Origin of the sequence: Pseudomarimonas salicorniae, from assembly GCF_023156535.1 — a bacterium.
Taxonomy (GTDB): domain Bacteria; phylum Pseudomonadota; class Gammaproteobacteria; order Xanthomonadales; family Xanthomonadaceae; genus Pseudomarimonas; species Pseudomarimonas salicorniae.
Genome location: NZ_JALNMH010000007.1, coordinates 205086 through 231362, shown reverse-complemented (window position 1 = coordinate 231362; position 26277 = coordinate 205086). Strand labels below are relative to the sequence as shown.

At 70.9% G+C, this 26277-nt stretch carries 15 protein-coding genes; 11 read left to right on the top strand and 4 right to left on the bottom strand.

Features of this window, described 5'->3' with window-relative positions; all coding sequences use genetic code 11:
• Genes M0G41_RS09970 through M0G41_RS09960 form a run of 3 tightly spaced genes read right to left on the bottom strand, consistent with a single transcriptional unit; the run spans nucleotide 1 to nucleotide 12208 of the window.
• Nucleotides 1–9876 (bottom strand): non-ribosomal peptide synthetase/type I polyketide synthase, encoded by a 9876-nt coding sequence (locus M0G41_RS09970; RefSeq protein WP_248208830.1) that lies wholly within the window; start codon nucleotides 9874–9876, stop codon nucleotides 1–3.
• Nucleotides 9877–9879: 3 nt separating this feature from the next.
• Nucleotides 9880–10887 (bottom strand): NAD-dependent epimerase, encoded by a 1008-nt coding sequence (locus tag M0G41_RS09965; RefSeq protein WP_248208828.1) that lies wholly within the window; start codon nucleotides 10885–10887, stop codon nucleotides 9880–9882.
• A 28-nt stretch (nucleotides 10888–10915) separates the two neighbouring features.
• On the bottom strand, nucleotides 10916–12208 hold the full coding sequence (locus M0G41_RS09960; protein ID WP_248208826.1) for a nucleotide sugar dehydrogenase: 1293 nt from the start codon (nucleotides 12206–12208) through the stop codon (nucleotides 10916–10918).
• A 381-nt stretch (nucleotides 12209–12589) separates the two neighbouring features.
• On the opposite strand from M0G41_RS09960, the gene M0G41_RS09955 reads away from it, so the two are divergent.
• Nucleotides 12590–13996, top strand: a complete 1407-nt coding sequence (locus M0G41_RS09955; RefSeq protein ID WP_248208818.1) for a TIGR03013 family XrtA/PEP-CTERM system glycosyltransferase — start codon at nucleotides 12590–12592, stop codon at nucleotides 13994–13996.
• Here the strand turns inward: M0G41_RS09955 and M0G41_RS09950 are convergent.
• Entirely contained in the window at nucleotides 13971–14669 is a 699-nt protein-coding gene (locus M0G41_RS09950) for a J domain-containing protein (RefSeq protein WP_248208816.1), read from the bottom strand. The two genes, M0G41_RS09955 and M0G41_RS09950, sit on opposite strands and share 26 nt — an antisense overlap.
• A 142-nt stretch (nucleotides 14670–14811) precedes the next feature.
• Here M0G41_RS09950 and M0G41_RS09945 point away from each other — a divergent pair, with 142 nt between their 5' ends.
• Genes M0G41_RS09945 through M0G41_RS09900 form a run of 10 tightly spaced genes read left to right on the top strand, consistent with a single transcriptional unit; the run spans nucleotide 14812 to nucleotide 26277 of the window.
• On the top strand, nucleotides 14812–15435 hold the full coding sequence (locus M0G41_RS09945) for an XrtA/PEP-CTERM system exopolysaccharide export protein (protein WP_248208814.1): 624 nt from the start codon (nucleotides 14812–14814) through the stop codon (nucleotides 15433–15435).
• The gene (locus tag M0G41_RS09940; RefSeq protein WP_248208812.1) at nucleotides 15432–16997 is read left to right on the top strand and encodes an XrtA system polysaccharide chain length determinant; all 1566 of its coding nucleotides are present in this window, start codon (nucleotides 15432–15434) and stop codon (nucleotides 16995–16997) included. Before M0G41_RS09945 ends, M0G41_RS09940 begins: the two co-directional genes overlap by 4 nt.
• A complete protein-coding gene (locus tag M0G41_RS09935; RefSeq protein WP_248208811.1) occupies nucleotides 16994–17698 on the top strand; it encodes a CpsD/CapB family tyrosine-protein kinase in 705 nt (234 codons plus the stop codon). The genes M0G41_RS09940 and M0G41_RS09935 overlap by 4 nt, the downstream gene beginning before the upstream one ends.
• 3 nt (nucleotides 17699–17701) lie before the next feature.
• Nucleotides 17702–19012 (top strand): porin family protein, encoded by a 1311-nt coding sequence (locus M0G41_RS09930; RefSeq protein WP_248208810.1) that lies wholly within the window; start codon nucleotides 17702–17704, stop codon nucleotides 19010–19012.
• An 11-nt stretch (nucleotides 19013–19023) separates the two neighbouring features.
• The gene (locus M0G41_RS09925; protein WP_248208808.1) at nucleotides 19024–19803 is read left to right on the top strand and encodes a polysaccharide deacetylase family protein; all 780 of its coding nucleotides are present in this window, start codon (nucleotides 19024–19026) and stop codon (nucleotides 19801–19803) included.
• Nucleotides 19800–20963: a glycosyltransferase gene (locus M0G41_RS09920; protein WP_248208806.1), complete on the top strand. Its 1164-nt coding sequence runs from the start codon at nucleotides 19800–19802 to the stop codon at nucleotides 20961–20963. The genes M0G41_RS09925 and M0G41_RS09920 overlap by 4 nt, the downstream gene beginning before the upstream one ends.
• A complete protein-coding gene (locus M0G41_RS09915) occupies nucleotides 20960–22189 on the top strand; it encodes a glycosyltransferase family 4 protein (RefSeq protein ID WP_248208804.1) in 1230 nt (409 codons plus the stop codon). Before M0G41_RS09920 ends, M0G41_RS09915 begins: the two co-directional genes overlap by 4 nt.
• On the top strand, nucleotides 22186–23304 hold the full coding sequence (locus tag M0G41_RS09910) for a glycosyltransferase (protein ID WP_248208802.1): 1119 nt from the start codon (nucleotides 22186–22188) through the stop codon (nucleotides 23302–23304). Before M0G41_RS09915 ends, M0G41_RS09910 begins: the two co-directional genes overlap by 4 nt.
• Nucleotides 23301–25112, top strand: coding sequence for an asparagine synthetase B family protein (locus tag M0G41_RS09905; RefSeq protein WP_248208800.1), 1812 nt, complete (start codon nucleotides 23301–23303; stop codon nucleotides 25110–25112). Before M0G41_RS09910 ends, M0G41_RS09905 begins: the two co-directional genes overlap by 4 nt.
• Nucleotides 25105–26277, top strand: a complete 1173-nt coding sequence (locus tag M0G41_RS09900; RefSeq protein ID WP_248208798.1) for a glycosyltransferase — start codon at nucleotides 25105–25107, stop codon at nucleotides 26275–26277. Before M0G41_RS09905 ends, M0G41_RS09900 begins: the two co-directional genes overlap by 8 nt.

Sequence of the window (26277 nt, the reverse complement as noted above, 5' to 3'; positions counted from 1 at the left end):
TCATTCGCGGCCGAGCAATCTGCGCATCCACCTGCGGCCGGCGGGGCGGGCGGTCGCTTCCACGGATGACGTGGCCAGGGCCGGCTCCGGCTCGCGGCGCGGCTCCCCGGCCTCCAGCTCGGCGGCCAGTGCGCCGAGGCTGCTGTCGCCCACGCGAAGCAGGGACAGCCGCTTGCCGCAGGCCACCTCGACCCGTCCGACCATGGTCAGGGCCAGCAGGGAATGGCCGCCCAGCTCGAAGAAGTTGTCGTCGTCCGATACCGAATCGACAGCGAGCAGCTCCTTCCAGATTGCCCGAAGCAGCTCGCGCGCTGCGCCCTGCGGGGCGGATTCCGTGACCCGCGTGGGCGCGGCCGCGGAAGGAGCAGGGACCGCGCCGGATGATCGATCCGGGCTGCTGTCCGACAGCGCAGCCAGCAGGCCGGACAGGGCTTCCTGGTCGATGGCCCCGAGCAGGCGCTGATAGGCCATGGCCCAGCCGCGGATGGTGTCGGGCGCGAACAGGTCGGCGGCAAAGGTGAATATGGTCTCCAGCCCGACCGCGGTTTCGACGCACCACAGGCTCAGCTCGTGGCTGGAGCCACCGACCGGAACGCCGACCCGTTCGTGGCGCAGGGGCCCCCAGCGGCGCGGCCGTTCGCGCACATCCTGGAAGGAGAACAGGGTCTGGAACAGGGCCGGGCGGCTGCTGTCACGCGGCAGCTTGAGTTCGCGGACCAGGGCCTCGACCGGCACGTCGGGGTGACCAAGCGCGTCGCTGACCACCGCCTTGACTGCCTCGACGGCGGGCTCGAGCTCGGAAAGGGGCGCGTCGAAGCGCAGCGGCAGCGCGTTGACGAAGAAGCCCATGACCGGCAGCAAGGCGGCGTGCTCGCGGCCGCGGACCGGCGTCCCGACAATCAGGTCGCGCTGCCCGGTCAGGCGCTGCAGCATGGCCACATAGGCGGTGAGCAGGATCACGAACACGGTGGTGCCGCGGGTCCGGGCGAGGCGGTGCAGGCGCTCGAGCTGTTCGGGCGGGAGCACCAGGCGGACCGAGGCGCCGCGACCGCTCATCTCCGGCGGGCGCGGATGGTCAAGCGGCAGGGCCAGCGGCGCCGGCGCGGGAAGAAGGCGCTGCCGCCAGTGCGCGATCTGTGGCTGCAGCGCGTCCGAGGCCAGCAGCTCGCGCTGCCAGGCGCTGTAATCGCCGTATTCCAGCTCCAGCGGCGCCGGGCCCTCGCCGCCGCCGAGTTCGGCCTGGTAGAGCTCGGCCATGTCGCGATACAGCAGGTCGAACGACCAGCCATCCCAGACCAGGTGGTGGACGACGAAGACGAACACGTGCTCCTCGTCGCCCATGCGCAGCAGGGCGGCGCGGAACGGCGGGCCGCGGCCGAGGTCGAGGGGCTCGGCCTGCAGGCCGGCGACGATGTCGCGCACCCGCGACTCGGCGACCTCGCGGGCTAGGCCGGACAGATCCGTCATCGGCAGCGACGGATCGAAGGCCTCGCGGACCTCCATCACCACGCCGTCGTTCGAGGGCAGGAACACGCTGCGCAGGACCGACTGGCGGCTGACCAGGGCGCGCAGGGCGCGGCGGAACGCATCGACGTCGAGGACCCCGATCAGCCGGTGGGCAGAGGGCAGCAGGTTGACGCTGCCGTGCGGGGCGGTCTGTTCGAGGAACCAGGCGCGAAGCTGCTGCACGGAAAGCGGCGCCTGTCGGCGATCCTCGCGGCGGCGCGGCTCGGCTGCGCCGGGCGGCGCAGGGTCCGTGGTGCTCCGGGTGGCGCCCAGCGCCGCAGCCAGCGCCAGCGGCGTCGGCGACTCGAACAGCGTGCGAAGGCTGGGTCGCACGCCCAGCTTCGACTTGATCGCCGCTGCCAGCTCGGCGGCCAACAGCGAGTGGCCGCCCTGCTCGAAGAAATTCGCGCTCGGCGAGAAGCCCTCCTGGCCGAGCAGGCGGCCCATCTCGGCAGCAATGACCAGGCTCGCGTCGTTCGCTGTCCGGTCTGCAGGCTGCGGGGTGGCCGCCACCGGAGCGCTCGCCGGAGCCCCTGCCGAGGCCGCGCTGCCGAGCTCGGCGCCCAGCGACTTGCGATCGATCTTGCCGTTCGGCAGCAGCGGCATCTCGGCCAGCTCGCGCAGCACCTGGGGCAGCATGTAGTCGGGGAGATGGCGGCCAAGCTCGCGGCGCAGCGCGGCCAGCGCGGGCAGGGCCTGCCCGGGGGCCGGGACCGCATAGGCGACCAGCCGGTCGTCCATCTCGCCGAAGCTCTCCACCCGCATCGCCGCGCGGGCGACGCCGGGGACCTGCTCCAGGCGCGCCTCGATCTCGCCCAGTTCGATCCGGTAACCGCGCAGCTTGACCTGGTGGTCGAGCCGGCCCATGTGCCGGATCGTGCCGTCCTCGTTCCAGGCGCCGAGGTCGCCGGTGCGGTAGAGCCGCGCGCCGGGGCTGGCGTCGAAGGGATCGGCGATGAAGCGCTCGGCGGTCAGCTCGGGGCGGGCGTGATAGCCCTGGGCCACGCCGGCGCCGCCGATGCAGATCTCGCCCGGCTCGCCGACGCCGCATTCTTGGCCCGAGTCGTCGAGCAGGCGCACGACGGTATCGTCGATGGGTCGGCCAACGCTGATGTGCTGGGCGTCGGTGACCTGCGACACGGTCGACCAGACCGTGGTCTCGGTCGGCCCGTACATGTTCCACAGCTGGTCCACGCCGCAGTCGAGCAGGCGCCTGGCGAGGGCGGGGCTCAGTGCCTCACCGCCACACAGGGCGCGGAAGCCCTGCGGTGCCCGGAAGCCGGCCTCCAGCAGCAGGTGCCAGGTGCTCGGCGTGGCCTGCATGATGCTGACCCGATGCCGTTCGATCAGCTGGCGCAGCGCCTGGCCGTCGATCGCGTCGGTGCGCTGGGCGAGCACGATCCGCGCGCCCAGGCAGAGCGGCAGGAGCAGCTCGAGCACGGCGATGTCGAAACTGAGCGTGGTGACCGCAAGGATGCGATCGTCGCCGCGCATGCCCGGCGTGTGCGCCATGCTGCGCAGGAAGTTGGCCACGCCGCGCTGCAGGACCACCACGCCCTTGGGTTTTCCGGTGGAGCCGGAGGTATAGATGACGTAGGCCGGGGCGTCGCCGCGGATCTCGACGCGCGGAGCATTGCCGGCCGCGGCGCGGATCTCGGCGGCGTCGAGGTCGATCCGCAGGGTCTCCAGCGCGCCGACCTCAAGTCGCGCGGCGTTCTCGCTGTCGCTCAGCAGCAGGCGCAGGCCGGCATCCTCGATCATGTCGCGCAGCCGCTGCAGCGGAAACGCCGGATCCAGCGGCACGTAGGCGGCCCCACACTTGAGGATGCCGAGCAGGGCGGCGATCAGCTGCGGCCCGCGGGGCAGGCACAGACCGACCCAGTCACCCGGCCGCACACCGCGCGCCTGCAGCGTCTGCGCGATACGGTTGGCCTGCGCTTCGAGCTGGCCGTAGGTCCAGTGCTCCTCGCCGGCGCTGATCGCGATACGGTCGGCACTGCGCTGTGCCTGGGCCGAGATCCAGCGCTCGATGCGCGGGGTCTCGCCCAGTGCGGCATCGCGGGCGGGCATGGCCTGGCCGAAAGCGCTCGGTGTCGAGGCGTCGGAGGCGGTCGGCGACGTAGCTGCCGGAGAGGCGGGCGCGCCGCCGGTCAGGGCGCCGATGTCCGCGTCCAGCGCCTCGAGGATCTCGCGGATGCGCCCGGGGCTGAAGAACTCGGTGCTGTGGTGCAGATCCAGCGCCAGTGCCTCGTCCTCCTCGTAGAAGTTGAACATCAGCTCGCTGAGCAGGCCCGGCTTGCGGCCCTCGCGCATGCTGGCCCGCAGCGGCGCGAAGCCGTCGAGCACCACGCGCGGGTTCAGATTGAAGTACACGCCGGTCAGCGGTGGCCGGTCACCGCGGCTGGGCAGGGCCAGCAGGCGGGCGGCGAGGCCCTGGGTCATCAGCGGATGTTCCAGCGCGTCCATCAGCACGCTGCGGATTGCCGGCAGGTTGCCGAGCACGTCGCGGTCGTCGGCCAGCGCAACGCGCAGGGGCAGATCGAGCACGCCGTCGGACATCAGCGCCGGATGCCGGCCGAGACCCTGACTGGCATAGGGAATGCTGAGCAGGAACTCCAACTGCCGGCCGAGGCGGCCGACCAGGGTCGCCACCGTGCCGAGCAGCAGCTGGAACAGCGTCACCCGGCGATCCCTGGCCAGCTGCTTCAGCGCGGCGAAACGGGCGCCCTCGATGCGCAGGTAGGCGGTGTCTGCGGTGAAACTGCGTGATGAGGACGGGGGCAGGTCGCCCAGCGACAGCGCTGCCGGCGGATCGGACAGCAGCCGCTTCCAGAAAGCCGCGTCGGCCTGGCCATCCGGCCCCGCCATGCGCGCCTGCTCCTGGCGGGCGAACTCCCAGGGCAGGCCCGGCGTCGGCAGTCCGGACGCGCCGCCGCCGGTGCGCTCGCGATAGAGCAGGGCGAGCTCCTCGAGGAACACGCTGATCGCCCAGCCATCGACGGCAAGATGGCTGTAGACCAGGTGCAGGGCGTGGCGCTGCGGGTCGAGGCGCAGCAGGGTCATGCGGATCATCGGGCCCTCGCCCAGCTCGACGGTCTGCAGGCCGGCCTCGCGGGCGAAGGCATCGAGCGCGGCATCGGGGTCGGCTGCCTGGGAAAGATCCTTCCAGTCCAGCGCCCGCTCGCTGCCCGGCACTTCGCGCTGCAGCGGCCGATCGGCCTCGATGCGCAGCCGGAACACGGCATGGCGGCGCTGCAGCTCGCCCAGGGCGCCGCGCAGGGCCTCGACGTCGAGCGGCCCGTCGAGGCGCAGGCAGAGCGTTTCGTTGAGTGCGCGCAGGGCCTGGCTGTCGAAGTTGGCGGCCAGCCAGCGCTCGCCCTGGCCCGGCGAGAGCGCGCCCTCGCGGTCGCTGCCCGTGGGCTTCCCGCCGTCCGGTGGCGGCAGGCCGTCGCGACGGGTAAGCAGGCCCAGCTCCATCAGCTCGTCGACCGCGCCGAGGAAGACCTCGACGATGCGGTCGATGACCGCTGCATCCATCGGTTCGGTGACGAAATGGCCGAACTGCTCGTACAGATGCAGTCCGTGGTAGCGGGCCAGGTAGTAGAACAGGCTGACGTAGCGCTGGTCCTCGTCCCAGTGCAGGCGCCACAGCGAGGCGCAATGCACCGCCTTGACCGGCGCCTGGCGGGCGAGGAAGCCGGCGTTGAGCCGATCCACCAGGTCCTGGGTGCGTGCGTTCAGCTCATCGAACAAAGCCGGGCCGCGCTGCTTGATGTATCCCAGCGTGGCCTTGGCCGCGGCCAGGGCCAGCGGATGGCGCACGTAGGTGCCGGCGAAGTAGGTCACGCCGGCCTCGGGATAGCTGGCGTCGCCGTACTGCCAGTGGCCGCCGTCGAGCGCGTCCAGCCACTTCGCGCTGCCGGTGATGGCCGCCATCGGCAGGCCGCCACCGATGATCTTGCCGTAGCTGCAGATGTCGGCGCGCACGCCGTAGAACTCCTGCGCGCCGCCCGCGGCGAGGCGGAAGCCGGTCACCACCTCGTCGAAGATCAGCGCGCAGCCGGCCTCGTCGCAGATCTCGCGCAGGGCGCGGACGAAGTCGCGCGGCTGCAGCGTCGGGTACTTGTTCTGCACCGGCTCGATCATCACCGCCGCCAGCTCGCGGCCGCGCTCGCGGAGCACGCGCAGGGCGTCCTCGCTGGCATAGTCGAGCACCAGCACGTTCTCCACCGAGCTGGCGAGAATGCCCGGCGCGGCGGCCAGCGAACGCAGCTGGCGGGTGCCGCGAACGAGCACCTCGTCGAAGATGCCGTGGTAACTGTTGGTGAAGATTGCAATGGTCTTGCGCCCGGTCACCGTGCGCGCGATGCGCATCGCGCCCATCACCGCCTCCGAGCCGGTATTGCAGAAGCCGACCCGCGGATGTCCGGAGAACTCGCTGAGCAGGGCCGAGACTTCGGCGGCCAGCGGGTGCTGCGGCCCGACCTCGATGCCGCGGTCAAGCTGGGCATGCATCGCCTCGGTGATCGCCTTGGGCTTGTAGCCGAGCAGGTTGGCGCCAAAACAGGACAGCAGGTCGATGAACTCGTTGCCCTGGATGTCCCAGAGCCGCGCCCCCTCCGAGCGGTCCGCGACGATCGGGAAGACCAGATCCTTCCACTGCGGATTGAATCCGGTCACCACGCGCGGATCGGCCATCAGCGCGCGGTGGCGCTGGGAGAACTCGCGGGAGGCGCCGAAGCGTTCGAGGTAACGGGCGGTGAAGTCATCGACCCAGCGACGCTGGGCGTCGTTGAGCTCGGACTGCGCGGACAGCGTGATCCGCGCCGAGGCGCCGAAGGGCTTGCTGATCAGGTTGGCCGGCTCGTCACCGGAGGCTGCGCCGGGCGCTGCCTGCGGCGAGGACGCGGCTGCGGCAGGGGCCGAAGCCGGGTCCGGCCCGGCGGGCGTGGCCGCGGTCAGCGGGTGTCCGGCGAGCAGAGCCAGCTGCTGCTGCATCAGCGCCAGCTGCTGCTGGACCAGGGCCTGCACCGTGCCATCGGCTGCCGCCGGAAGCGCGGGAAGGGCAGGCAGCCCCGCTGTCGTCGCCGTCTGAGCGGGGTGCTCCACGGAAGCCGCAGTCGTCGGCGCCGGCGCAAAGCGGTCGGCGGGCAGCTCTGCGTCGAAGAACCCGGCCAGTTTGTCGACCGTATCGAGGTCCTCGAGCAGTCGGCGAAACCGCAGCTTCGCGCCCAGGCGCTGTTCGATCTCGAGGCTCGCCTGGGTGGCGGAGAGCGAATCGAGGCCCTGCTCGACCAGGGCCTGGTCGCAGCGCAGTTCGGCGGGCGAGAGTCCGCAGGCGTCGGCGAACACCTGGATCAGCTCGGCGCGGAGGGCGGGAAGTCGGGAAGCCACGGGGGTCTCCTCACGCGGAAGGGAGGGGCGTTGGGGGGCGGTATCAGCCGCGACCTGATGTTCGATGCTGCCCTCGCCGCGTTCGAACCAGTGGCGGGTGCGGGCAAAGGGGTACAGCGGCAGGGGCACGCGCCGCCGGCCACCGGGCTGCGGCCAGACCACCGCTGCGCCCTGCGCCCAGAGCTGGGCCAGACCCTGCAGGGCACTGCAGGCGTGGGCGGGGCGCCCGGCGGGCGGCTGCAGCGCGATCACCCGCAGCGCACTGCCGTCCGCAGCGCGGTGCTGGCGGGCCAGGGCGCTCAATGCCTGGCCCGGGCCGACCTCGACGAACAGCGTCCCGGGGATCGACGCCTCCTTGGCCAGCGCCGCCGAGAAGTGCACCGGGGCGCGCAGCTGGCGTGCCCAGTAGTCGGGCGCAGGGGCCTGGTCCGGCCAGCGGGCGCCGTCGATGCAGGAATAAAGCGGCAGCCTTGGCGCCCGGGCGGCAAGGCCGGCTGCTACCGACTCGACCTTCGGCATGGCACCGGCCATGGCCTCGCTGTGGAAGCCGTGCGAGACGCGCAGGCGGGTCGACTGGATGCCGGCGGCCTCCAGCTGGCCTGCCAGGGTGTCGATGGCCGCGCCCGGCCCGGCCAGCACGGTCAGTTCCGGTGCGTTGAGCCCGGCGATCTCGATCTCTGCTCCGAGCAGCGGACGCAGCACCTCCGCACTGGCCCGCGCGGCGAGCATGGCTCCCCTCGGCTGCGACCACATCGCCGCACCGCGGGCGCAGACCAGTCGGGCGGCCTCCTCAAGCGTGAGCACACCGGCCACGCAGGCCGCGCTCAGCTCGCCGATGCTGTGGCCGATCAGGGCCGCCGGACGCAGGCCGAGCTGGCCGAGCCAGCTGGCAAAGGCCCACTCGATGCAGAACAGGGCCGGCTGCGCATGCCGGGTCTCCTCGAGTCGCTCGGCATGGCCGGGGCGGTCCTCCAGCAGCAGGCTGCGCAGGTCGACATCGAGGTGCGGGGCGACCGCGTCGAGCGCCTGGTCCAGGGCCCGGGCGAATCCGGGCAGGGCATCGTAGGCCGCCGCCGCCATGCCCGCCTGCTGCGAACCCTGGCCGGGAAAAAGGAACACCACCCGCGCCTCGGGAAGGGCCTCGACGGCGTGCCGGGCGCCGCGCAGGGCGGCGGCTGCGTCGGCCGCCGTCTCCGCCGCCACTGCAAGGCGCCAGCGCTGTTCGGGGCGGCCACGGAGCAGGGCGTAGGCCAATTCTGGAAGCGAACCGGAGGGGTCCCGCTCGAGGCGGTCCGCCAACTGACCGGCCAGGGCCAGGGCGGCCGATTCGCTGCGTGCGCTGAGCGCCAGCACCTGGGGGCCGTCTTCGTGGACGCCGGTCGAGGTCGCGACCGGCGCCTCGCCGAGCAGCACATGGGCATTGGTGCCGCCGACGCCAAAGGAGCTGATCCCGGCATAGCGCGGGCGATCGCCACGCGGCCAGGGCTGGTTGCCGGCACAGACCTTGAACGGCGTGGCCCCGAAATCGATCTGCGGATTGGCGCGACGGAAGTGCAGGCTGGCCGGAATGACCCCGTGGTGCAGGGCGAGCGCGGCCTTGATCAGGCCGAACATTCCGGCCGCGGCCCAGGTGTGCCCGATGTTGCCCTTGACCGAGCCCAGCCAGCAGAAGCCGCGCTCATCGGTGTCGGGAGCAAAGGCGCTGCACAGGCCGCTGATCTCGATCGGGTCGCCGAGCGCGGTGGCCGTTCCGTGGGCTTCGATATAGCCCACATCGCGCGCCGGGACGCCCGCCGCGTCGAGGGCCATGCGGATCGCCGCGGCCTGGCCGCTGACGCTGGGTGCGGTGAAGCTGGCCTTGCCGCCGCCGTCGTTGTTGAGCCCGGTGCCGCGGATCACCGCGTAGATCGTGTCGCCGTCGGCCAGCGCGTCTTCCAGGCGCTTGAGCACGACGACCGCGCCGCCGTTCGAGAACACCGTGCCCGAGGCCTCGGCATCGAACGGCCGGCAGCGACCGTCGGCCGACTCCATGCCGCCCTCGACGTGCAGATAGCCGCCGGCCTGCGGCAGCAGTACGGTGGAAGCGCCGGCCAGGGCCGCGTCGCAGGCGCCGGCGGCCAGCGCCTCGCAGGCCTGGACGACCACCACGAGCCCGGTGGAACAGGCGGTGAGGATGGTGACGGCCGGGCCCTTGAGGTCCAGCCGATGGGCGATGCGGGTGGCGACGAAGTCCTTCTCGGCGCCCAGCATGGCGGTGAAGTCGCCGCTGGCGCGAATCAGCTGCGGCGCGTGGCGCTGCAGCAGCGGCGCGTACTGGTTGTTGGCGGTGCCGGCGTAGACGCCGATCCGCGGATGCCGGGCGGGGTCGATGCCGGCATGCTCCAGCGCATGCCAGCTGAGCTCGAGCAGCATGCGCTGCTGCGGATCGAGCAGCACCGCCTCGCGGGGCGAGATGCCGAAGAACTCCGCGTCGAAGCCCTCGACATCGCGCAGCACCCCCCGCGCGGCCACGAAGTGCGGGCTGTTGCGCAGCCGTTCGGGCACGTCCGGGTCGACCTCGTCGGGGGAGAAGCGCGACAGCGATTCGACCCCGGCGAGCAGGTTTTCCCACAGCGCATCGAGGTTCTCGGCACCGGCGCAGCGCGCCGACATGCCGACGATGGCGATGCCCTCGGTCGGCCGGCTGCGCGCGCTGCTGCGCGGCGCGCCCGCCGCCGGCTGGGCGTGCAGCCGGCGCGCCAGGCCCAACACGCTGGGTGCGTCATAAACGTCGGCGACGGCCAGCCCGTCGAGCCCGGCCTCGCGCGCCCGGGACAGGAACTGCGGCACCAGCAGGGAGTGCGCGCCGGCCTCGAACAGGTTGGCCCGGGCGTCCAGCTCGGGCATGGAGAGCAGGTCGCGCCAGATCGCGCCGATGGTTTCGGTCGTGGCCTCAAGGCCCGCCTGCACCGTCCCCTCTCCCCTGTTCCCGGTCATTGCTCAGACTCCGTAGTAGTCCCGGTACCACTCGACAAAACGCTTCACGCCGACGTCCACCGGTGTCTCCGGCGAGTAGCCGGTGTCGCGCACCAGGGCGGCGACATCGGCCTCGGTGTCGGGCACGTCGCCCGGCTGCAGCGGCAGCAGGCGCTTCTCGGCTTTCCTGCCGACCGCTTCCTCGATCAGCTCGATGTAGCGCGAGAGCTGCACCGGCGTGTGGTTGCCGATGTTGTAGACCCGATAGGGCGCGCGGCTGCTGGCCGGGGTCGGGTTCATTGGATCGAAATCGGGATCCGGAGCCGGCGTGTTGTACAGGGTTCGCGCGACGCCCTCGACGATGTCATCGATATAGGTGAAATCGCGCGTGTGCTTGCCGAAGTTGAAGACGTCGATCGGCTCGCCGGCCAGGATCCTGCGCGTGAACAGGAACAGCGCCATGTCCGGCCGGCCCCAGGGGCCGTAGACGGTGAAGAAGCGCAGGCCGGTAGTCGGCAGGCCGAACAGGTGGCTGTAGGTGTGCGCCATCAGCTCGTTCGACTTCTTGCTGGCGGCGTACAGGCTCACCGGATGATCAACGCTGTCCTCGACCGCGAAGGGCAGCTTGCGGTTCGCGCCGTAGACCGAGCTCGATGAGGCATAGACCAGGTGTTCCACCTCGCCGTGGCGGCAGGCCTCGAGGATGTTCAGGAAGCCGACGATGTTGGCATCGATGTAGGCGCGCGGGTTCTCCAGCGAATAGCGCACGCCTGCCTGGGCGGCGAGGTTGACCACCCGCTGCGGGCGGAAGTCGGCAAAGGCCGCCTGCATCGCCCGGTTGTCCTCGAGCGAGGCCTTGACGAAGCGGAATCCCTCGCGCGGCGTCAGACGATCCAGACGCGCCTGCTTGAGGCTGGGATCGTAGTAGTCGTTGAGATTGTCATAGCCCAGGACCTCGTGGCCGTCATCGAGCAGACGGTGGCCGAGGGTGGAGCCGATGAAGCCGGCGGCGCCGGTGACCAGGATGCGCATGGGATCTCGTCGTGAGGGAGTCAATGGTTCACAGCCGGCCGTCCACCTCGGCCAGGGGCAGCACGGACTTCACGTCGAAGAGCACCGCATCGTCGCGACCGAAGCGGCGGATCTCACCGGCGCCCAGCTCGATGAACTGGCGGTGTGCCACGGCCAGGACCACGGCGTCGTAGCGGCCGCGCTCGGGCGCGGCGACCATCTCCAGCCCGTACTCGTGGCGGGCTTCGTCGGCGTCGACCCAGGGGTCGTGCACGTCGATGCTCATGCCGTAGTCGCGCAGCGCGTCGACCACGTCGACCACACGGGTGTTGCGCAGGTCCGGACAGTTTTCCTTGAAGGTCAGGCCGAGAACCAGCACCCGCGCGCGGGCCACGTCCAGCCCCTTGCGCGCCATCAGCCGCACGACGCGCATCGCCACGTGCTCGCCCATGCCGTCGTTGATCCGACGGCCGGCGAGGATGATCTCGGGGTGGTAGCCCATCTCCTGCGCCTTGTGGGTCAGGTAGTAGGGGTCGACGCCGATGCAGTGGCCGCCCACCAGCCCCGGTCGGAAAGGCAGGAAGTTCCACTTGGTCCCGGCGGCCTCCAGCACCTCCAGCGTGTCGATGCCCATCTTCGAGAACAGCTGGGACAGCTCGTTCACCAGGGCGATGTTGAGGTCGCGCTGGGTGTTCTCGATCACCTTCGCCGCCTCGGCGACGCGGATGCTGGAAGCCTTGTGCGTGCCGGCGCGGATGATCCTCCGATACAGCGCGTCGACGAAATCCGCCGCCTCCGGGGTCGAGCCCGATGTCACCTTGACGATGTCCGGCAGGCGATGCGCCTTGTCGCCCGGGTTGATCCGCTCGGGGCTGTAGCCGCAGTAGAAGTCGACATTGAACTTGAGGCCGGACTCGGCCTCGATGCGCGGCACGCAGACCTCTTCGGTGGCGCCCGGGTAGACGGTCGATTCGAAGATGACCACGTCGCCCCGAGACAGGGCGCGGCCGACCGTGGTGCTGGCTGCGAGCAGTGGACCGAAGTCCGGTCGTCGGGCAGTGTCGATCGGGGTGGGCACGGTCACCACGAAGACATTGCAGTCGGAGAGCGATGCCGGGTCGGCCGAATAGCGCAGCTGCTTCGCCTCCGCGAGTTCCGCGGGCTCCACCTCGAGCGTGTGGTCACGACCGGCCTTCAGCTCGTCGATGCGTGCTGAATTGATGTCGAAGCCGAGCGTGGGTAGCGTGCCGCCGAACTCGACCGCGAGGGGCAGTCCGACATAACCCAGGCCCAGGATGGCGATGCGCGGGGACTCGGGAAGCGTTGCGGCGGATGCGGGCATGGGGGCCGGGAGTGTGATCGGTTGCGCAGTTTAGCTGAGGATTCCGGCAGTCTGCAGGCAGTGGAGGGCGTGACTGTCCCAACAGGGCGTTAAGGGACGCTTGCTGTCCGGGATCGCCCCGCTTGGTCCCGCAGGAATCAGGGCCCAGCGGCACTCGGCAACGCGTGACCGCTTTTGGATCGTCCGGCGGCGCCGGACACGATGAGGCCTCCGGGCCGCGCGCACAAACAGTGCAGGAACTTTACTTCCCAGGCTCATGGGCTCAGCCGAGAATGACACACTCGCCACCCTTGAGGGGTGGATGGAATCCCGCCTGCGTCCGTTCGGCGCGGCGCTGCGTAGGGGTGTCCCTACGCAAGGAAAGCACATGGGGATCTAGGGATGCGTTCTCTTTCGGATGCGCTCCATCCAGCGCGCCGGTGGATGGTGGTGCTTGGCCTGGCCGAGTTCGCCGTGCTGTTCGGCGCCTTCCACCTCGCCGTCTGGATCCGCTTCTGGGGCGATGACGCGCTGGCGGCCCAGGCCTTCGGCGCGGTGATGCCGCGGGCGCTGGTCTTTACTTCGGTCCAGGTGCTGGCCATGGCCGCGCTCGGCATGTACGTGATGTACACCCGCGAGGGGGTGCGAGGTTACATGGTGCGCGGCCTGGTGGCCTTTGCCGTCGGGGGCCTGGCGCTGGTGATGCTGCAGTACCTCATCCCCGGCAAGACCATCGGGCGCGGCGTGATGGCCATGGCGCTTGCGCTGGGCTGGCTGGCGGTGATCGGCCTGCGCTGGCTGGCGCTGCACGTGGTCCGTGCCGAGCTGATCAAGCGTCGCGTTCTGGTCCTGGGCACGGGTCGCCGGGCCAAGCAGCTTGACGCGCGCATGCGCAGACGGGCCGAGCGGCGCACCTTCCAGGTCGTCGGCTACATCCCGATGAAGGGCGACACGCCCGAAGTCGAGGAGGCGCAGTGGATCGAGAACGGCCGTTCGCTGGTCGACATCGTCGAAGACCTGGATATCGACGAGATCGTCACCGCACCGGATGAGCAGCGCGGTGCGCTGCCGCTCGAGGCGCTGATGCAATGCCGCCTGCGCGGGGTCGAGATCACCGACATGGCGCAGTTCTTCGAGAACGAGTCGGGCCGCGTCAACCTGACGCTGGTCCGGCCTTCCTGGGTCGTCTTCGCCGAAGGCTTCGACGCCGGCTCGACGCGGGCCGCAACGAAGCGCGGTTTCGACCTGATCATGGCCAGCCTGCTGCTCCTGCTCGCCTCGCCCCTGATGCTCCTGACTGCGCTGGCCATCGTGCTGGAAAGCGGCCCGCGGGCGCCGATCCTTTACCGCCAGCAGCGGGTCGGCCTCGCCGGGCGGACCTTCAACGTGCTGAAGTTCCGCAGCATGCGCACCGATGCCGAGGCGGACGGCAAGGCGCGCTGGGCGAGCAGCGACGACGACCGGGTCACCCGGGTCGGCAAGGTGATCCGCAAGCTTCGCATCGACGAGATCCCTCAGGTCTGGAACGTGCTCGAGGGTTCGATGAGTTTCGTCGGGCCCCGGCCCGAGCGCCCGGAGTTCGTCCGCGAGCTGGCGGAGAAGATCCCCTATTTCTCACTGCGGGAGGCGGTCAAGCCGGGAATCACCGGCTGGGCGCAGATCCGCTACGCGTACGGCGCCTCGGTCGAGGATGCGCGCGAGAAGCTCAGCTACGACCTCTATTACGTGAAGAACCACAGCCTGGTCTTCGACCTGATGATCCTGCTGCAGACCTGCGAAGTGGTCATCTTCGGGAAAGGGGCTCGTTGATGGCGCCGGCATTCTCCGGTCGCTCGGAGGGGAAGGGGAGTGGGCGCAGCGGCGAGTTGTACCAGTCGACCACCCGGTCGTCGCGCAGCGCGACCATCGAGGGTCCGTACTCCCAGACCTCGCTGTCGAACCCGGTCACCCGGCGCAGCGGTGGTCGTCCGATTCGCGCTCGTACTTCCGAGGCGCTGCTGTCGAGTTCGAGGGGCGCGCCCGCAACCAGGGCCGCGGCCGTCGTGGGGGCTGGGCCGGTGCTGGTCTCCACGGAGCGTTTGGCGAGCTCCGGCCCGGGCTGCAGCAGCCAGGAGGCCCCGAGCACCAGGCACACGGCGGTGACGGCCAGCCAGCTTCGTCGCGGACTTCGCGCGGCCGGGGCCTCGGGTACCGCTTCGGCGGGGCGTGCTCCGGGCTGCGGTCTGGCCTCGACCTTCACGGCGGCCGGGCCCGCGCTGCCAGGCAGCCGGCCGTGCTGATCGGCGAAACTTCGCAGTCGGCGGTACGCGGTGTTGAGGGCCTGGGTGCGCAGGGCGGCTTCGGAATGCCGGCCGGGCTCGGCGCGGTCCGGATGGTGGCGGCTCAGTGCGTGTCGCCAGGCCCTTTCCAGCTCGGCCACCGTGCAGCCCGGCGCGCAGTCGAGAGTCCGGTAATCGGCAAGATAGTCGGGCGAGACGGGCATGCAGGAGGGCGGGGGAACTGTGATGCGATTCACAATATCATGGCTTTACGCGTATCATCGCGGCCTGCCGGCGGCGGTCCGGCCCGCCCGCGAGGCGCGGTCCGGTAGCGGCTCGCCGTGCGTGGCAACCAGGAGTAATCAGGTGAGTCTTCTATCTGCGGCGCGACCGCGTTCGACGCCGGCGCAGGCCGCGCGTGCCTTCCTGCTGGCGCTGCTGGCGCTGGCGGCGCCGGCCATGGCGGAACCCGAGTCGGCCGGAAGCGCCTATCGAATCGGGGTTGATGACCGCATCCAGGTATCGGTCTGGCGCAACCCCGAACTGAGCATCACGGTGCCGGTGCGTCCCGACGGCATGGTCTCGGTGCCTCTGCTCGGAGATGTGCGCGCCGGAGGGCGCCTGCCCGAGGAAGTCGCCGCCGACATCGAAGAACAGCTCAAGGCCTATCTTCGCGAACCCAAGGTGGCCGTCATCCTGGTCGAGTTGCGCAGCCACGAGTACATCTCGCGGGTGCGAGTCACGGGCGCCGTGCGCCAGCCGGTCTCGATTCCCTACCGCCAGGGCATGACCGTGCTCGACGCGGTACTGGCAGCCGGCGGCCTCACCGAATTCGCTTCGGCCAACCGCACCCGCCTTTACCGCAAGCGCGAAGGCGAGGCCGATACGTTCGACATCCGCCTCGACAGCATCCTCAAGCGTGGCGACCTTGAGACCAACCTCGACGTCCAGCCGGGCGACATCATCACCGTGCCGGAGCGGGTTCTTTGAACTACCAGCCGATGCCCGGGATGGCGCAGCAGGGGTCGGCGACGCCGGCGTGGTTGGCCCTGCTGCCGACCCTCGGCCACGAGCTGCGCCGCAAGGCGCTCTGGCTGGCAGTGATATTCGCCGCGGTGGCCCTGGCGGTGCTCGCAGTTGGCATGCTGGTCCCCAAGCGTTTCACCTCGGCGACCACGATCCTGATCGGCGAGGGCAACATCATCGCCCCGCTGATGGAGGGGCGCGCGGTGCCGACCAGCGCCAGCGACCGCGCCCGGATCGCCCGCGAAGTCATCTTCTCGCGGGCCGTGATGAACGAGATCCTGACCGTCGGCGGCTGGGACAAGGACATCGAGGATCCGATCGAGGCCGAGCGCACCATCGAGGAGATCAAGCGCCGCACCAGCATCTCCACGCCAGGCGCGAACCTGATCCGCATCGCCTACTGGGATGGCGACCCCGCGCGGGCCTTCAAGGTCGCGCAGCGCTTCTCCGAGCTGTTCATCGCCAACAGCCTCGAGGCCAAGGAGCGCGAAAGCCGCGAGGCCTACGAGTTCATCGCCCAGCAGGTCGAGGACTATCACCGCAAGCTTGTCGATGCCGAGACCAACCTGAAGCGCTTCCGCGCCGACAATCTGGAGGCCCGGCCGGGCAGCGACGTCGACGTCCGCACGCGCGTGGCCGAGGTCCGCGGGCGCATCGAGAAGGCGCGCACCGAGCTTTCCGAATTGCAGATGGTCGAGCGCGACCTGCAGGAGCAGCTCAGCGGCGAGTCGGAGATCTCCGACTCGCGCCGGCAGAGCTCGCAGTACCAGCAGCGTCTGGTCGAGCTGAACAACGAACTGGGCCGGCTGAAGCTGGATTTCACAGACGCGCACCCCGACGTGGTCCGGGTGCGCCTGCAGATCGAGGACATGCAGCAGCTGCTGCGCCGCGAGCAGGAGCGCGAGGCCCTCGGCGCGCGTGAGGACCCCGAGTTCAATACCAGCCCTCTGTATCTGCAGTTGCGCTCCAGCCTGGCGAAAGTGCGCTCGGACATGGCCGCCCTTCGGGCCCGGATCAGCGAGAACGACCTGCTGCTCAACGAGGCCCTTGAACGCGGTCGCAGGGTCGCCGACTCCGAGGCCGAGCTTGCCGAGCTGACCCGCGACTACGAGGTCAACCGTGACCTGTATCAGGACCTGCTTAAGCGTCGCGAGAACGCGCGCCTGTCGATGAGCCTGGACGCTGAACAGCGCGGGCTGAGCTTCCGCGTGCAGGAGCCGGCGGCGCTGCCGTTGCAGCCGGCCGGCCTGCGCCTGCTGCACTTCGCGGCGGCCGGCCTGCTGCTCGGCGTCGCGGCGCCCATCGGCCTGCTGCTGGCCCTGCTGCAGTTCGACCCCCGCGCCCGCAGCGGCAAGACCCTGGCCTCGGCCAGCGGGCTGCCGCTTCTGGTCGCGGTGCCGGAGTACCGGACCCGGGCCGATCGTCGCCGGGAACTGTTCGGCCAGCTCGGCGCGCTGCTGGTCATCGGTCTGGTGATGGCCGTCTACGCCATCGTGGCGCTGACCCGCGGAGGCGTGGCGATATGAGTGGCAATGCCCTGAGCCGGGTGTTTCCCGGCGCCCTGTCCCCAACGGACAGCTTCTCCGGCGGCCAGCTCCGCACGCGGCGGATCATCAGCCACGACATGGCCGATCCGCGACCCGCCGATGCCTTCCGCGACCTGCGCACGCAGCTGCTGGCGCACCACGCCGGGAACAGCGTGATCCTGGTGGCGGCGGTGCAGCGCGGCAATGGGGGCAGCTTCGTCGCCCTGAATCTCGCCAGCGCCGTGGCATTCGATGAGAGCCGCTGCGCGGTGCTGATCGATTGCAACCTGCGCGCACCCCAGTTGCACGAGCGGCTTGCCGTCGATCCGAAAAAGGGCGGGCTGGTCGACTATCTCGAGGGCCGGGTCGAGTCGCTGTCCGACGTCGTCTACCCGACCGGAGTCGCCCGGCTGATGCTGGTTCCGGCCGGCGGCCGCCGCGAGGCCAGCGGCGAGCTGCTCGGCTCGCAGCGCATGGTCGCCCTGCTGGATTCGCTGCGCGCCGCCGACGCCAGCCTGAGCATCGTGCTCGACGGCCCGGCAGTGTCCTCCTCGCCCGACGCACGCATCCTCTCCCAGGTGGCGGACCAGTCGGTCCTGGTCGCCGGCTATGGCCGCGATACCCCCACGGCGGTGCGCGAGGCGGCCGCGGTATTCGATCCGGCGCGGATGGCCGGACTGGTCTTCAACCGGGTGCCCTGAGCCATGGCCCGACTGCCGCTCGCCCTCCTCATCGGCGCCCTGCTGGCCGCGCCCGGCGCCCGCGCCTGGACGCTCGATTATCGCGTCGACCTGCGCATCGAGCATGCCAGCAACCTCGCCCGTCGGGCCGAGCCGGTGGATGACCTGGTGACCAGTCCGCGGCTCTCGCTGGCCCTCCTCGAGGAGGGCGACCGGCTCTCCCTGCGCGCCGCGGGCGACCTTGAGAAGCGCTTCTACGATCGCAGCGGCTTCGAGGACGAGACCCTGGCCCGGGTGGGCCTGCGCGGCAACTGGAAGATACTCGATCAGCGCCTCGGCTTCGCCTTCGAGGACTCGCTCAGCGACCAGCCGGTCAACAGCTTCCTTGCCGAGTCGCCGGACAATCGCCAGCGGGTGCATGTCTGGACTGCCGGCCCGACCCTGACCCTGCGGCCGACGCCGCGTGCGCGGCTAGCGGTCGAGCTGCGGACCGGCGGCAGCGATGCCGAGCGCAACCGCGAATTCGATGCCACCCGCAGCAGTCTCGCCGCGCGGGCCCTTTTCGAGCTCGATCCGCTCAGCACCCTGTCCGCGCATGCCGAGGCAGGCGATGTCGATTTCGACCTGGCGACCGGCGCCACGCCCGACTATCGCCGGCAGAACCTGTTCGTCCGCTATGACCGGCGGCTCGAGGGCGGAGATTGGTCGCTGGACGCCGGCTGGACCGGGCTGCGCTTCGATGCGCGTGTCGATCGACCCGCGAGGCGCATCGACGAGCCGCTTCTCCGCGCCCGCGCCGGATTCGAACTGCGTCCGCGCACGCGGCTGGATGCGCGCCTGCAACGTCAGGTGTCCGATGCCGCCCAGGATGTGCTCGACGCCGCGCCCACGCCGGAGCAGTTCGAGCAGCCGATTGCCGCGGCCGATCTGCGCACTACCGTTGTCAGCTCGGAGGTGTTCATCGAACAGGGCGGCTCACTCGCCCTCACCCACGGCGGCGATACCTGGAATTTCGCCCTGGTCGGCTACCTGCGCGAGCAGCGCTATGAAAGCAGCGAGTCCCTCGACCAGGATCTCGAAGGCCTGTCCGTGGCCCTCGCCCGCCAGGTGCGTGCGCGACACCGTCTCGGCGCCTTTGCGGCTCGCGAAGACCGCGGCTTCCTGAGCTCGACGCGTGACGACCAGGACCTCCGTTATGGCCTGACCTGGACGTGGCAGCGCACCCGCCGTCTGGCGATCGGACTTGAGCTCAGCCGCAGCGAGCGGGACAGCACCGACCCCACCCAGCGTTTCGACGATGACCGCGCCCTGCTCACCCTGAGCCTGCGGCGCTGACGGGGGGCGACGTGGCGGGCGAAGTGCTCGTGCTGATGTACCACGCCGTGGATGCCGGAGACGGCGGCCCGCACGGCGCCGACCCGCACTACACGGTGTCAGCCGCCCGCTTCGCCGAACACCTCGATGCGCTCGCCGCCACCGGCCGTCACGTTGGTTCGGCCCGCGATGGCCTGGCGGCCGGCGAAGCCGAGGGCGTGTGGCTGACCTTCGACGACGGCGATCTCAGCAATCACCAGGCGGCCTTCCCGCTGCTCGCCGAGCGCCGGTTGCGCGCCGATTTCTTCGTCAACCCGGCGCGCGTCGGAACCCGAGGCTTCTGCAGCTGGGCGCAACTGCGCGAGATGGCCGATGCCGGGATGAGTATCCAGTCGCATGGCATGGATCATCGCTACTTCACCCATCTTTCCCCCGAAGCCCTCGTCGAGGACCTCAGGCGCTCCAGACTGGCCATCGAGGATGCGCTTGGCCGCCCGGTCAGCCTGCTGGCGCCGCCGGGTGGGCGTTGCCCGCCCGGCCTGGATCGCCTCGCCCGCAGTTGCGGCTACGCGGCGGTGCTCGGCTCGGCGCCGGGCACCCTGCAGCGCGGCCAGGTCCGGGGCATCGCACCGCGCGTCGCGGTGCTGGCCGGGCACGCGCCCGAGCAGCTCTGCCGCTGGGCGCTGCAGGGTCAGTCCGCGCTGCGCCGGCAGCGCCTTCGCTACGGCCTGCTCGCCGGAGCCAAGCGCCTGCTGGGCGACCGTGGCTATGAGCGCCTGCGCAGTGCCCTGCTTGGCGGGGCGGGCGGATGAGCGCTGCCCTGTGGCTGCTGCTGTCCAGTGTCGCCCTGCTCGCGCTGACCTTTTTCCTGTACCCGCTGGGGATTGCGCTGCGTGCGGCGCACTGGCCGCGACCCTGGGCCACCCGCGCCTGGCAGCCACGGGTCAGCGTGCTGATGGCCGTGCACAATGGCGACTCCGAACTCGAGTCCAAGCTCGATCACCTCCTGCAACACGACTATCCGGCCGAGCTGATGGAACTGGTGGTCGTGTCCGACGGCTCAAGCGACGGCACCGCAGCCATCCTGCGTCGGCGGGCAGGTGAGCGGCTGCGGGTCAGGGTGATCGAGTCGCGCGGGGGCAAAAGCGCCGCCCTGGCCGAGGCGCTGCAGCTGGCTTCGGGCGACGTGCTGGTGTTCTGCGACCTGCGCCAGCGCCTGGAGCCGGGCGCGGTGCAGGCCCTGTGCGACGCGCTGGGCGGCGGAGAACTGGCGGTGGCCGGGGGCAGCCTCCGCTTTCGCCCCGGGCCCAGCGGCTCGGCCTCGGTCGGCGTCTACTGGCGATTCGAATCCTGGCTGCGCCGCAACGAGGCGCTCAGTGGCTCGGTGGTCGGGGTCAGCGGTGCGCTCTACGCGCTGCGCCGCAGCGACCTGCCGGAAATCCCTGCCGGCCTGGTGCTCGACGACCTCTACGTTCCGCTGAAGGTCGCCGAGCGCGGCGGCCGGATCGGTCTTGTCGATGCCGCCATTGCCTGGGACCTGCCCGCGCCCAGCGCCGGGGTCGAGGCCGCGCGCAAGCGGCGCACCCTCGCCGGCAACTGGCAGCTGCTGGCGCGCTGGCCGGCCCTGCTGCTGCCCTTCGCGCATCCCCTGTGGTGGCGCTTTCTCTGCCACAAGGTGCTGCGCCTGCTGATCCCGTTCTTCCTGCTCGGCGCCCTGGTCGGCAATTCGCTGCTGGCGCTGGACGGTGAGCCGGCCTGGCTGGCCCTGCTGGCCTGCCAGCTGGCCGGGCACCTCGCCGGCCTGGCGGCCCTCACGATGCCGGCGCTGCGTCGCCTGTTGCCGCTTCGCCTCGCCGCCGCGGTATGGGAGCTGAACCTTTACGCCGTACTCGGCCTGTGGGACCACCTGCGAGGCAGCCGCTCGCACCTGTGGCAGACCACCCCCCTCGGCGCCGCGGGGGAGCGGCCATGATTCCGGCGCCGCAGCGCGTGCTCTACGTGGTCTCGCTGTTTCCATGCTGGTCCGAGACCTTCATCGTCCGCGAGATCGAGCAGCTGATCGCACGCGGCGTCGAGGTGCGCATCCTGTCCCTGCGTCCGCCCTCGGAGGCCTTCGTCCAGGCGCGGGCGGCGGCGCTGATGCCGCGGGTGATCGGTCCTCGTGGCTGGCTGCGCGAGGCGCTGCCGGCGCTTGGTAGCGTGCTGCGCCATCCCCTGGGCACGCTGGCCGTGCTCGCCCATCTGGTCCGCGGCATGTGGCGGCAGCCGCTGCCGCTGGCCAAATCCCTGGTCGGCCTGTGGCGCACGCTCGCCCTGCTGCCCGAGGTGCGGCGCTTCGACCCGCAGTGGATCCATGCGCACTGGGCGACCTATCCCTCGACCGCGGCCTGGATGCTGGGTCGATTGATGCTGCGGCCGTTTTCCTTCACCGCCCACGCCCACGACATCTTCGTCGAGGATCAGCTGCTGGCGCGCAAGCTCGCCTCGGCGCGGTTGGCGGTGACCATCTCCCGATTCAACGTCCGCCATCTCGCACGCTGGCGGGACGAGAACGCCGCGCCGCTGGAGGTGGTCCACTGCGGCGTGGATCTGTCCGAGCTGCCGCTGCGTCTCGACGACCGCGCACCACAAGCCCTCGGCACGGTGGGGCGGCTGGACCCGATCAAGGGCTTCCCGGTGCTTATCGAGGCACTGCGCCGCCTGCGCGAGCAGGGCATTGCGTTCGAATGCGAACTGATCGGTGAGGGCCCGCAGCGCGCGGCGCTGGAGGCCCAGCGCCGCGAGGCGGGTCTCGATACTTCGCTGGCCATGCCCGGTGCGCAGCCCCAGGAGCGCGTGCGGGAAATGCTTTCGCGGGTGGCGATCTTCGTGATGCCCAGCGTGCTCACTCCCGAAGGCAACCAGGACGGCATTCCGGTGGCCCTGATGGAGGCCATGGCCAGTGGCGCGGCAGTGATCGGCACCACGGTATCCGGCCTGCCCGAGCTGATCACGCACGAGGTCGACGGCCTGCTCGTTCCGCCGGACAATGCCGGCGCCCTCGCCGAGGCGATCGCCCGCCTGCTTGGCGATCCGGCGCTGCGTCGCCGGCTGGGCGAGGCCGCGCGGCGGCGCATCGAGCGCGAGTTCGACGCCGGCATCGAGGCCGGGCGCCTGCTGGATCATTTTCGCGCCGTGCTGGCGCAGGAGCATGCATGAGCGGCAAGAGGATCCTGGTGGTCAGCGACGAGATGGAGGTCGGCGGCAGCCAGCGGCAGATCGTCCGCCTGCTGCTCGGGCTGAAGAGTCGCGGCGTCGATGTCAGCCTGCTGTACTTCCGCAAGCCCTCCTTCCTGCTTGATGCCGTGGTCGAGGCCGGCATTCCGGTAAAGCGCATCGACAAGCGCAGCGCGCTGGATCCGCGCTTTCTCGCCGCGCTGTGGCGATTCCTGCGGCGCGGCCGCTTCGACCTGGTGCATGCCTTCTCGATCACCGCCGAGGTCTGGGTGCGCCTGGCGCTCTACGGCGTGCCCGGCACGCGCCTGGTCAGCTCGATCCGTGGCCTCGGTCTCGATGATCCGGCCTGGACCTTCCGCGCAAAGCGCTGGATCGCCGCGGGATCGGCCGGGATCATCTCCAACAGCGCTGCCGGCGCCGATCTGGTCGCCCAGCGCTCGGCGGTGCCGCGCGAGCGGATCGACGTGGTGCCCAACGCGGTCGACCTCCCTGAGCCGATCGATGCCGCGCGCCGTGCCGCCGCGCGCGAGGCGCTCGACCTGCCGGCCGGGCAGCCCCTGGTCGCCTACGTGGGCCGTCTGGTCGGCTTCAAGAACATCGGCTTGCTGCTGCGCGCGCTCGCCCGGCTGCCCGAAGCCCGGCGGCCCTGGCTGTGGATCGCCGGTGACGGCCCGGAGCGCGGGTTCCTCGAGGGGCTCTGCGACGAGCTGGCCCTGCGCCCCTGGGTGCGTTTCCTCGGCGAGCGCAAGGACGCCGCGGTGCTGATGCAGGCGGCCGACCTGCTGGCCTCCTCCTCGCGCGACGAGGGCATGTCCAACTCGATCCTCGAGGCGATGTCGCATGGCCTGCCGGTGGTCGCCACCGCGGTCGGCGGCAGTCCCGAGCTGATCACCGACAACGAATCCGGCCTGCTGGTGCCGAACGAGGATGAAGCCGCACTGGCCGCGGCGCTCGATCGGATGCTCGGCGATGCCGAGCTGCGCCATCGACTCGGCGCTGGTGCCCGGGAGACCATCGAGCGCCGCTTTGCCAGCGGCGCCATGGTCGAGAGCACCCTCTCCATCTACCGTCGCTGCCTGGATGGAGCGCCGGCATGAGTGCCACCCTCGCCCTGCGCGACACCCTGTCGATGCGCGTGCAGCCGGCCGCGGCGGTCGGGAGCTTCCTGCTGGACGCCCGGCCGGTGCCCGACTGCGCAGCCCTGGCACCCGATTGGCCGGCCATCCCCGGCGGCCTGCCGGCGGCGGGCGAGGGCGGAGTGCGTTGCCTGCAGGGCGAGCGCTGGCAGGCGGTGGGCCTGTTCGACCTCGTCGAGGGTGATCCGCGGGAACTCGATGCGGTGCTCGACGGGGGCGGCTGGCAGCGCTGGCGCGGGCGCTTCGCCTTTGCCGCCCAGCGTCGCGACGGCGGCGAATGGCTGGCGGTCACCGACCACTTCAACACCCTGCCGATGTACTACGCCGTCGAGCAGGACCAGCTGCTGCTCTGCAACCGCCTAGGGCCCCTGCTGCGCGCGCCCTGGTGTCAGCGGCGGCCCGACCCGGAGGCCCTGTTCCACTATCTGAACTTCGCCTGCGTGCCGGCTCCACACACCATCGTGCCCGAGGTGCGCCGCCTGCCGCCGGCCGGCGTGCTGCGCTGGCGTGGTGGGGCGCCGAGCGTCGAACGCTGGTGGCGGCCGGCCTATGCCGAGGACCTCGATGGCGAGGACGGCCAGCGCGCCGGTGAGTTGCGCGAGCGCATCGTCGCCACCGTGCAGCGCTATCGTCCGGGTAGCGAGGCCAGCTGGGGCTGCTTCCTCAGCGGCGGCACCGACAGCTCCAGCATCACCAGCATCCTCGCCCGGCAGCACGCCGGCGCATCGGTGCACAGCTACTCGATCGGTTTCGCCGAGGCCGACTACAACGAGCTGGACTTCGCCCGCGAGGCAGCCCGTGCCTGCGGCGCCGAAGGTCACTTCGGAAGCATCGACGAGGCAGAGACCCTGGCCGTGCTGCCGCGCCTGGTCGAGCTCTATGACCAGCCCTTCGGCAATGCCTCGGCTGTGCCGACCCTGGCCTGCGCGGCGATGGCCGCGCGCGACGGGCGCAACGTGCTGCTGGCCGGCGACGGCGGCGACGAGATCTTCGGCGGCAACGAGCGCTACGCCAAGGACCGCCTGATGCAGGCCTGGTACCGCCTGCCGGCGCCGCTGCGCGGGCTGGGTCGCTGGGTCGGGCGCAGCCTGGGCGGCGGCCGCCAACGCTTCCTCAACCGCATCGACAACTTTACCCGCCGCGCCAGCCTGCCCAATCCGGACCGCTTCTACACCGACGACGCCTTCGCCTCCGAACACTTCGATGCGCTGCTCGGCGACGCGCTGCGAGCGCAGCTGCAGCCGGGCCTGTCTCTGGGCTGGATGCGCGAGACCTACTCTGCGTGCAGCGCCTCGGCCGAGCTGCACCGGCTGATGGCGCTGGACCTCGAGCTGGCCATCGCCCAGAACGACCTGGTCAAGGTCGATGGCGCCTGCCGTCACGCCGGGGTCGGCGCGCGCTTCCCCTACCTCGACCCGGACCTGGTGGAGTACGCGGGTCGGCTGCCGGCGCGTTTCAAGCTGCGCGGCGGCGAGAAGCGCTACCTGTTCAAGCAGGCCATGGCCGGCATCCTGCCGCCGATGATCCTGCAGAAGCGCAAGCAGGGATTCGGCCTGCCGGTGGCGGTGTGGATCCGCGACAACCCGGGCTTCCGCGAGATGCTCACCGACCTGCTGCTCTCCGAGCGCAGCCGCGCCCGCGGCTGGTTCCAGCCGGCCTTCGTCGAGCGGCTGCTCGAACGCCATCTGGCCGGCGCCTGGGACCATGCCCCGGAGCTGTGGCAGATGGCGGTTCTCGAGCTGTGGATGAGGCGGCACCTCGATGCCTGAACAGGACGTTTCCGCGACCGGGAGGCCGCTGTCCCTGCTGCTGCTGCTCGAGGCGCACTTCCCTTCGATGGGCGGCGCTGAGCGCCAGCTGGAGACATTGGCCGGCGGCCTGGTCGAGCGCGGCCACCAGGTCACCGTCGTGCTGCCCAGGCTGGATGCCGCCCACCCGGCGGGAGCCGGCGAGCACGCAGGGCTCACGCTGTGGCGGATCGGCTACCCGCGCATCCCGCTGCTCGGCAGCCTGCTGCTGCAGCTTCGGCTGGCCCTGCTGCTCTGGCGCTGGCGCGGCCGATATGACGCGATCCATGTCCATATCGCCCACAACATGGGCGCGGTGGCCGCGCTGGTCGGGCACCTGCTGGGCAAGCCGGTGGTGCTGAAGTTCTCCGGCTGGTGGGAGGCCGAACAGGGCTGCCTGCGTCGCGGCGCAGGCCCGCTGCCGGCTCTGGCCCGTGTCCTGCTGCGGCGGGCCAGCGCGGTCCAGGCCATCAGCCGGCGCATCGGCCAGGACCTGGTCGCCGCGGGCTTCGATCCGGTGCGCATCCACTGGACCCCGAACGGCGTCCGGACCGCGCGCTTCGAGGCCCTGCCGCGCCCGCGCCCGATCACCGACGGTATCCGTCGCGTGGTTTTCGTCGGCCGGCTGGTGCCGGAGAAGTCGCTCGATGCCGTGCTGGAGGCCTGGCAGCGGGCCGGTATGGCCGCGGCCGGCTGGCGCCTGCGTCTGGTTGGCGGTGGGCCCGAGGAGGCCGTCCTGCGCGCCCAGGCGGAACGGCTCGGCATCGGGCAGAGCCTGGAATGGGTCGGGCCCAGCCAGGACGTGCCCCGCCACCTCGCCGAGGCGGACGCCGGCATCCTCGCCTCGCGCACCGAAGGCCTGTCAAACACCCTGCTCGAATACATGGCCGCCGGCCTGCCGGTGGTCGCGACGCGGATCAGCGGCAGCGAGGACTTCGTCGAGCCCGGGCGGAACGGCTGGCTATGTGCGCCAGGCGATGTCGACGGTCTTGCCGCCTGCCTTGCAGACTGTGCCGCGCAGTCCGACCAGGCCCGCGCCGTGCTCGGCGCGAACGCCCGCGCCGACCTGCTGACCCGCGCCGCCCTGCCGGCGGTGATCGATGCCCTGCTGCCGCTGTACCGCGGCCAGCCCGGTGGAGCGCGCTGA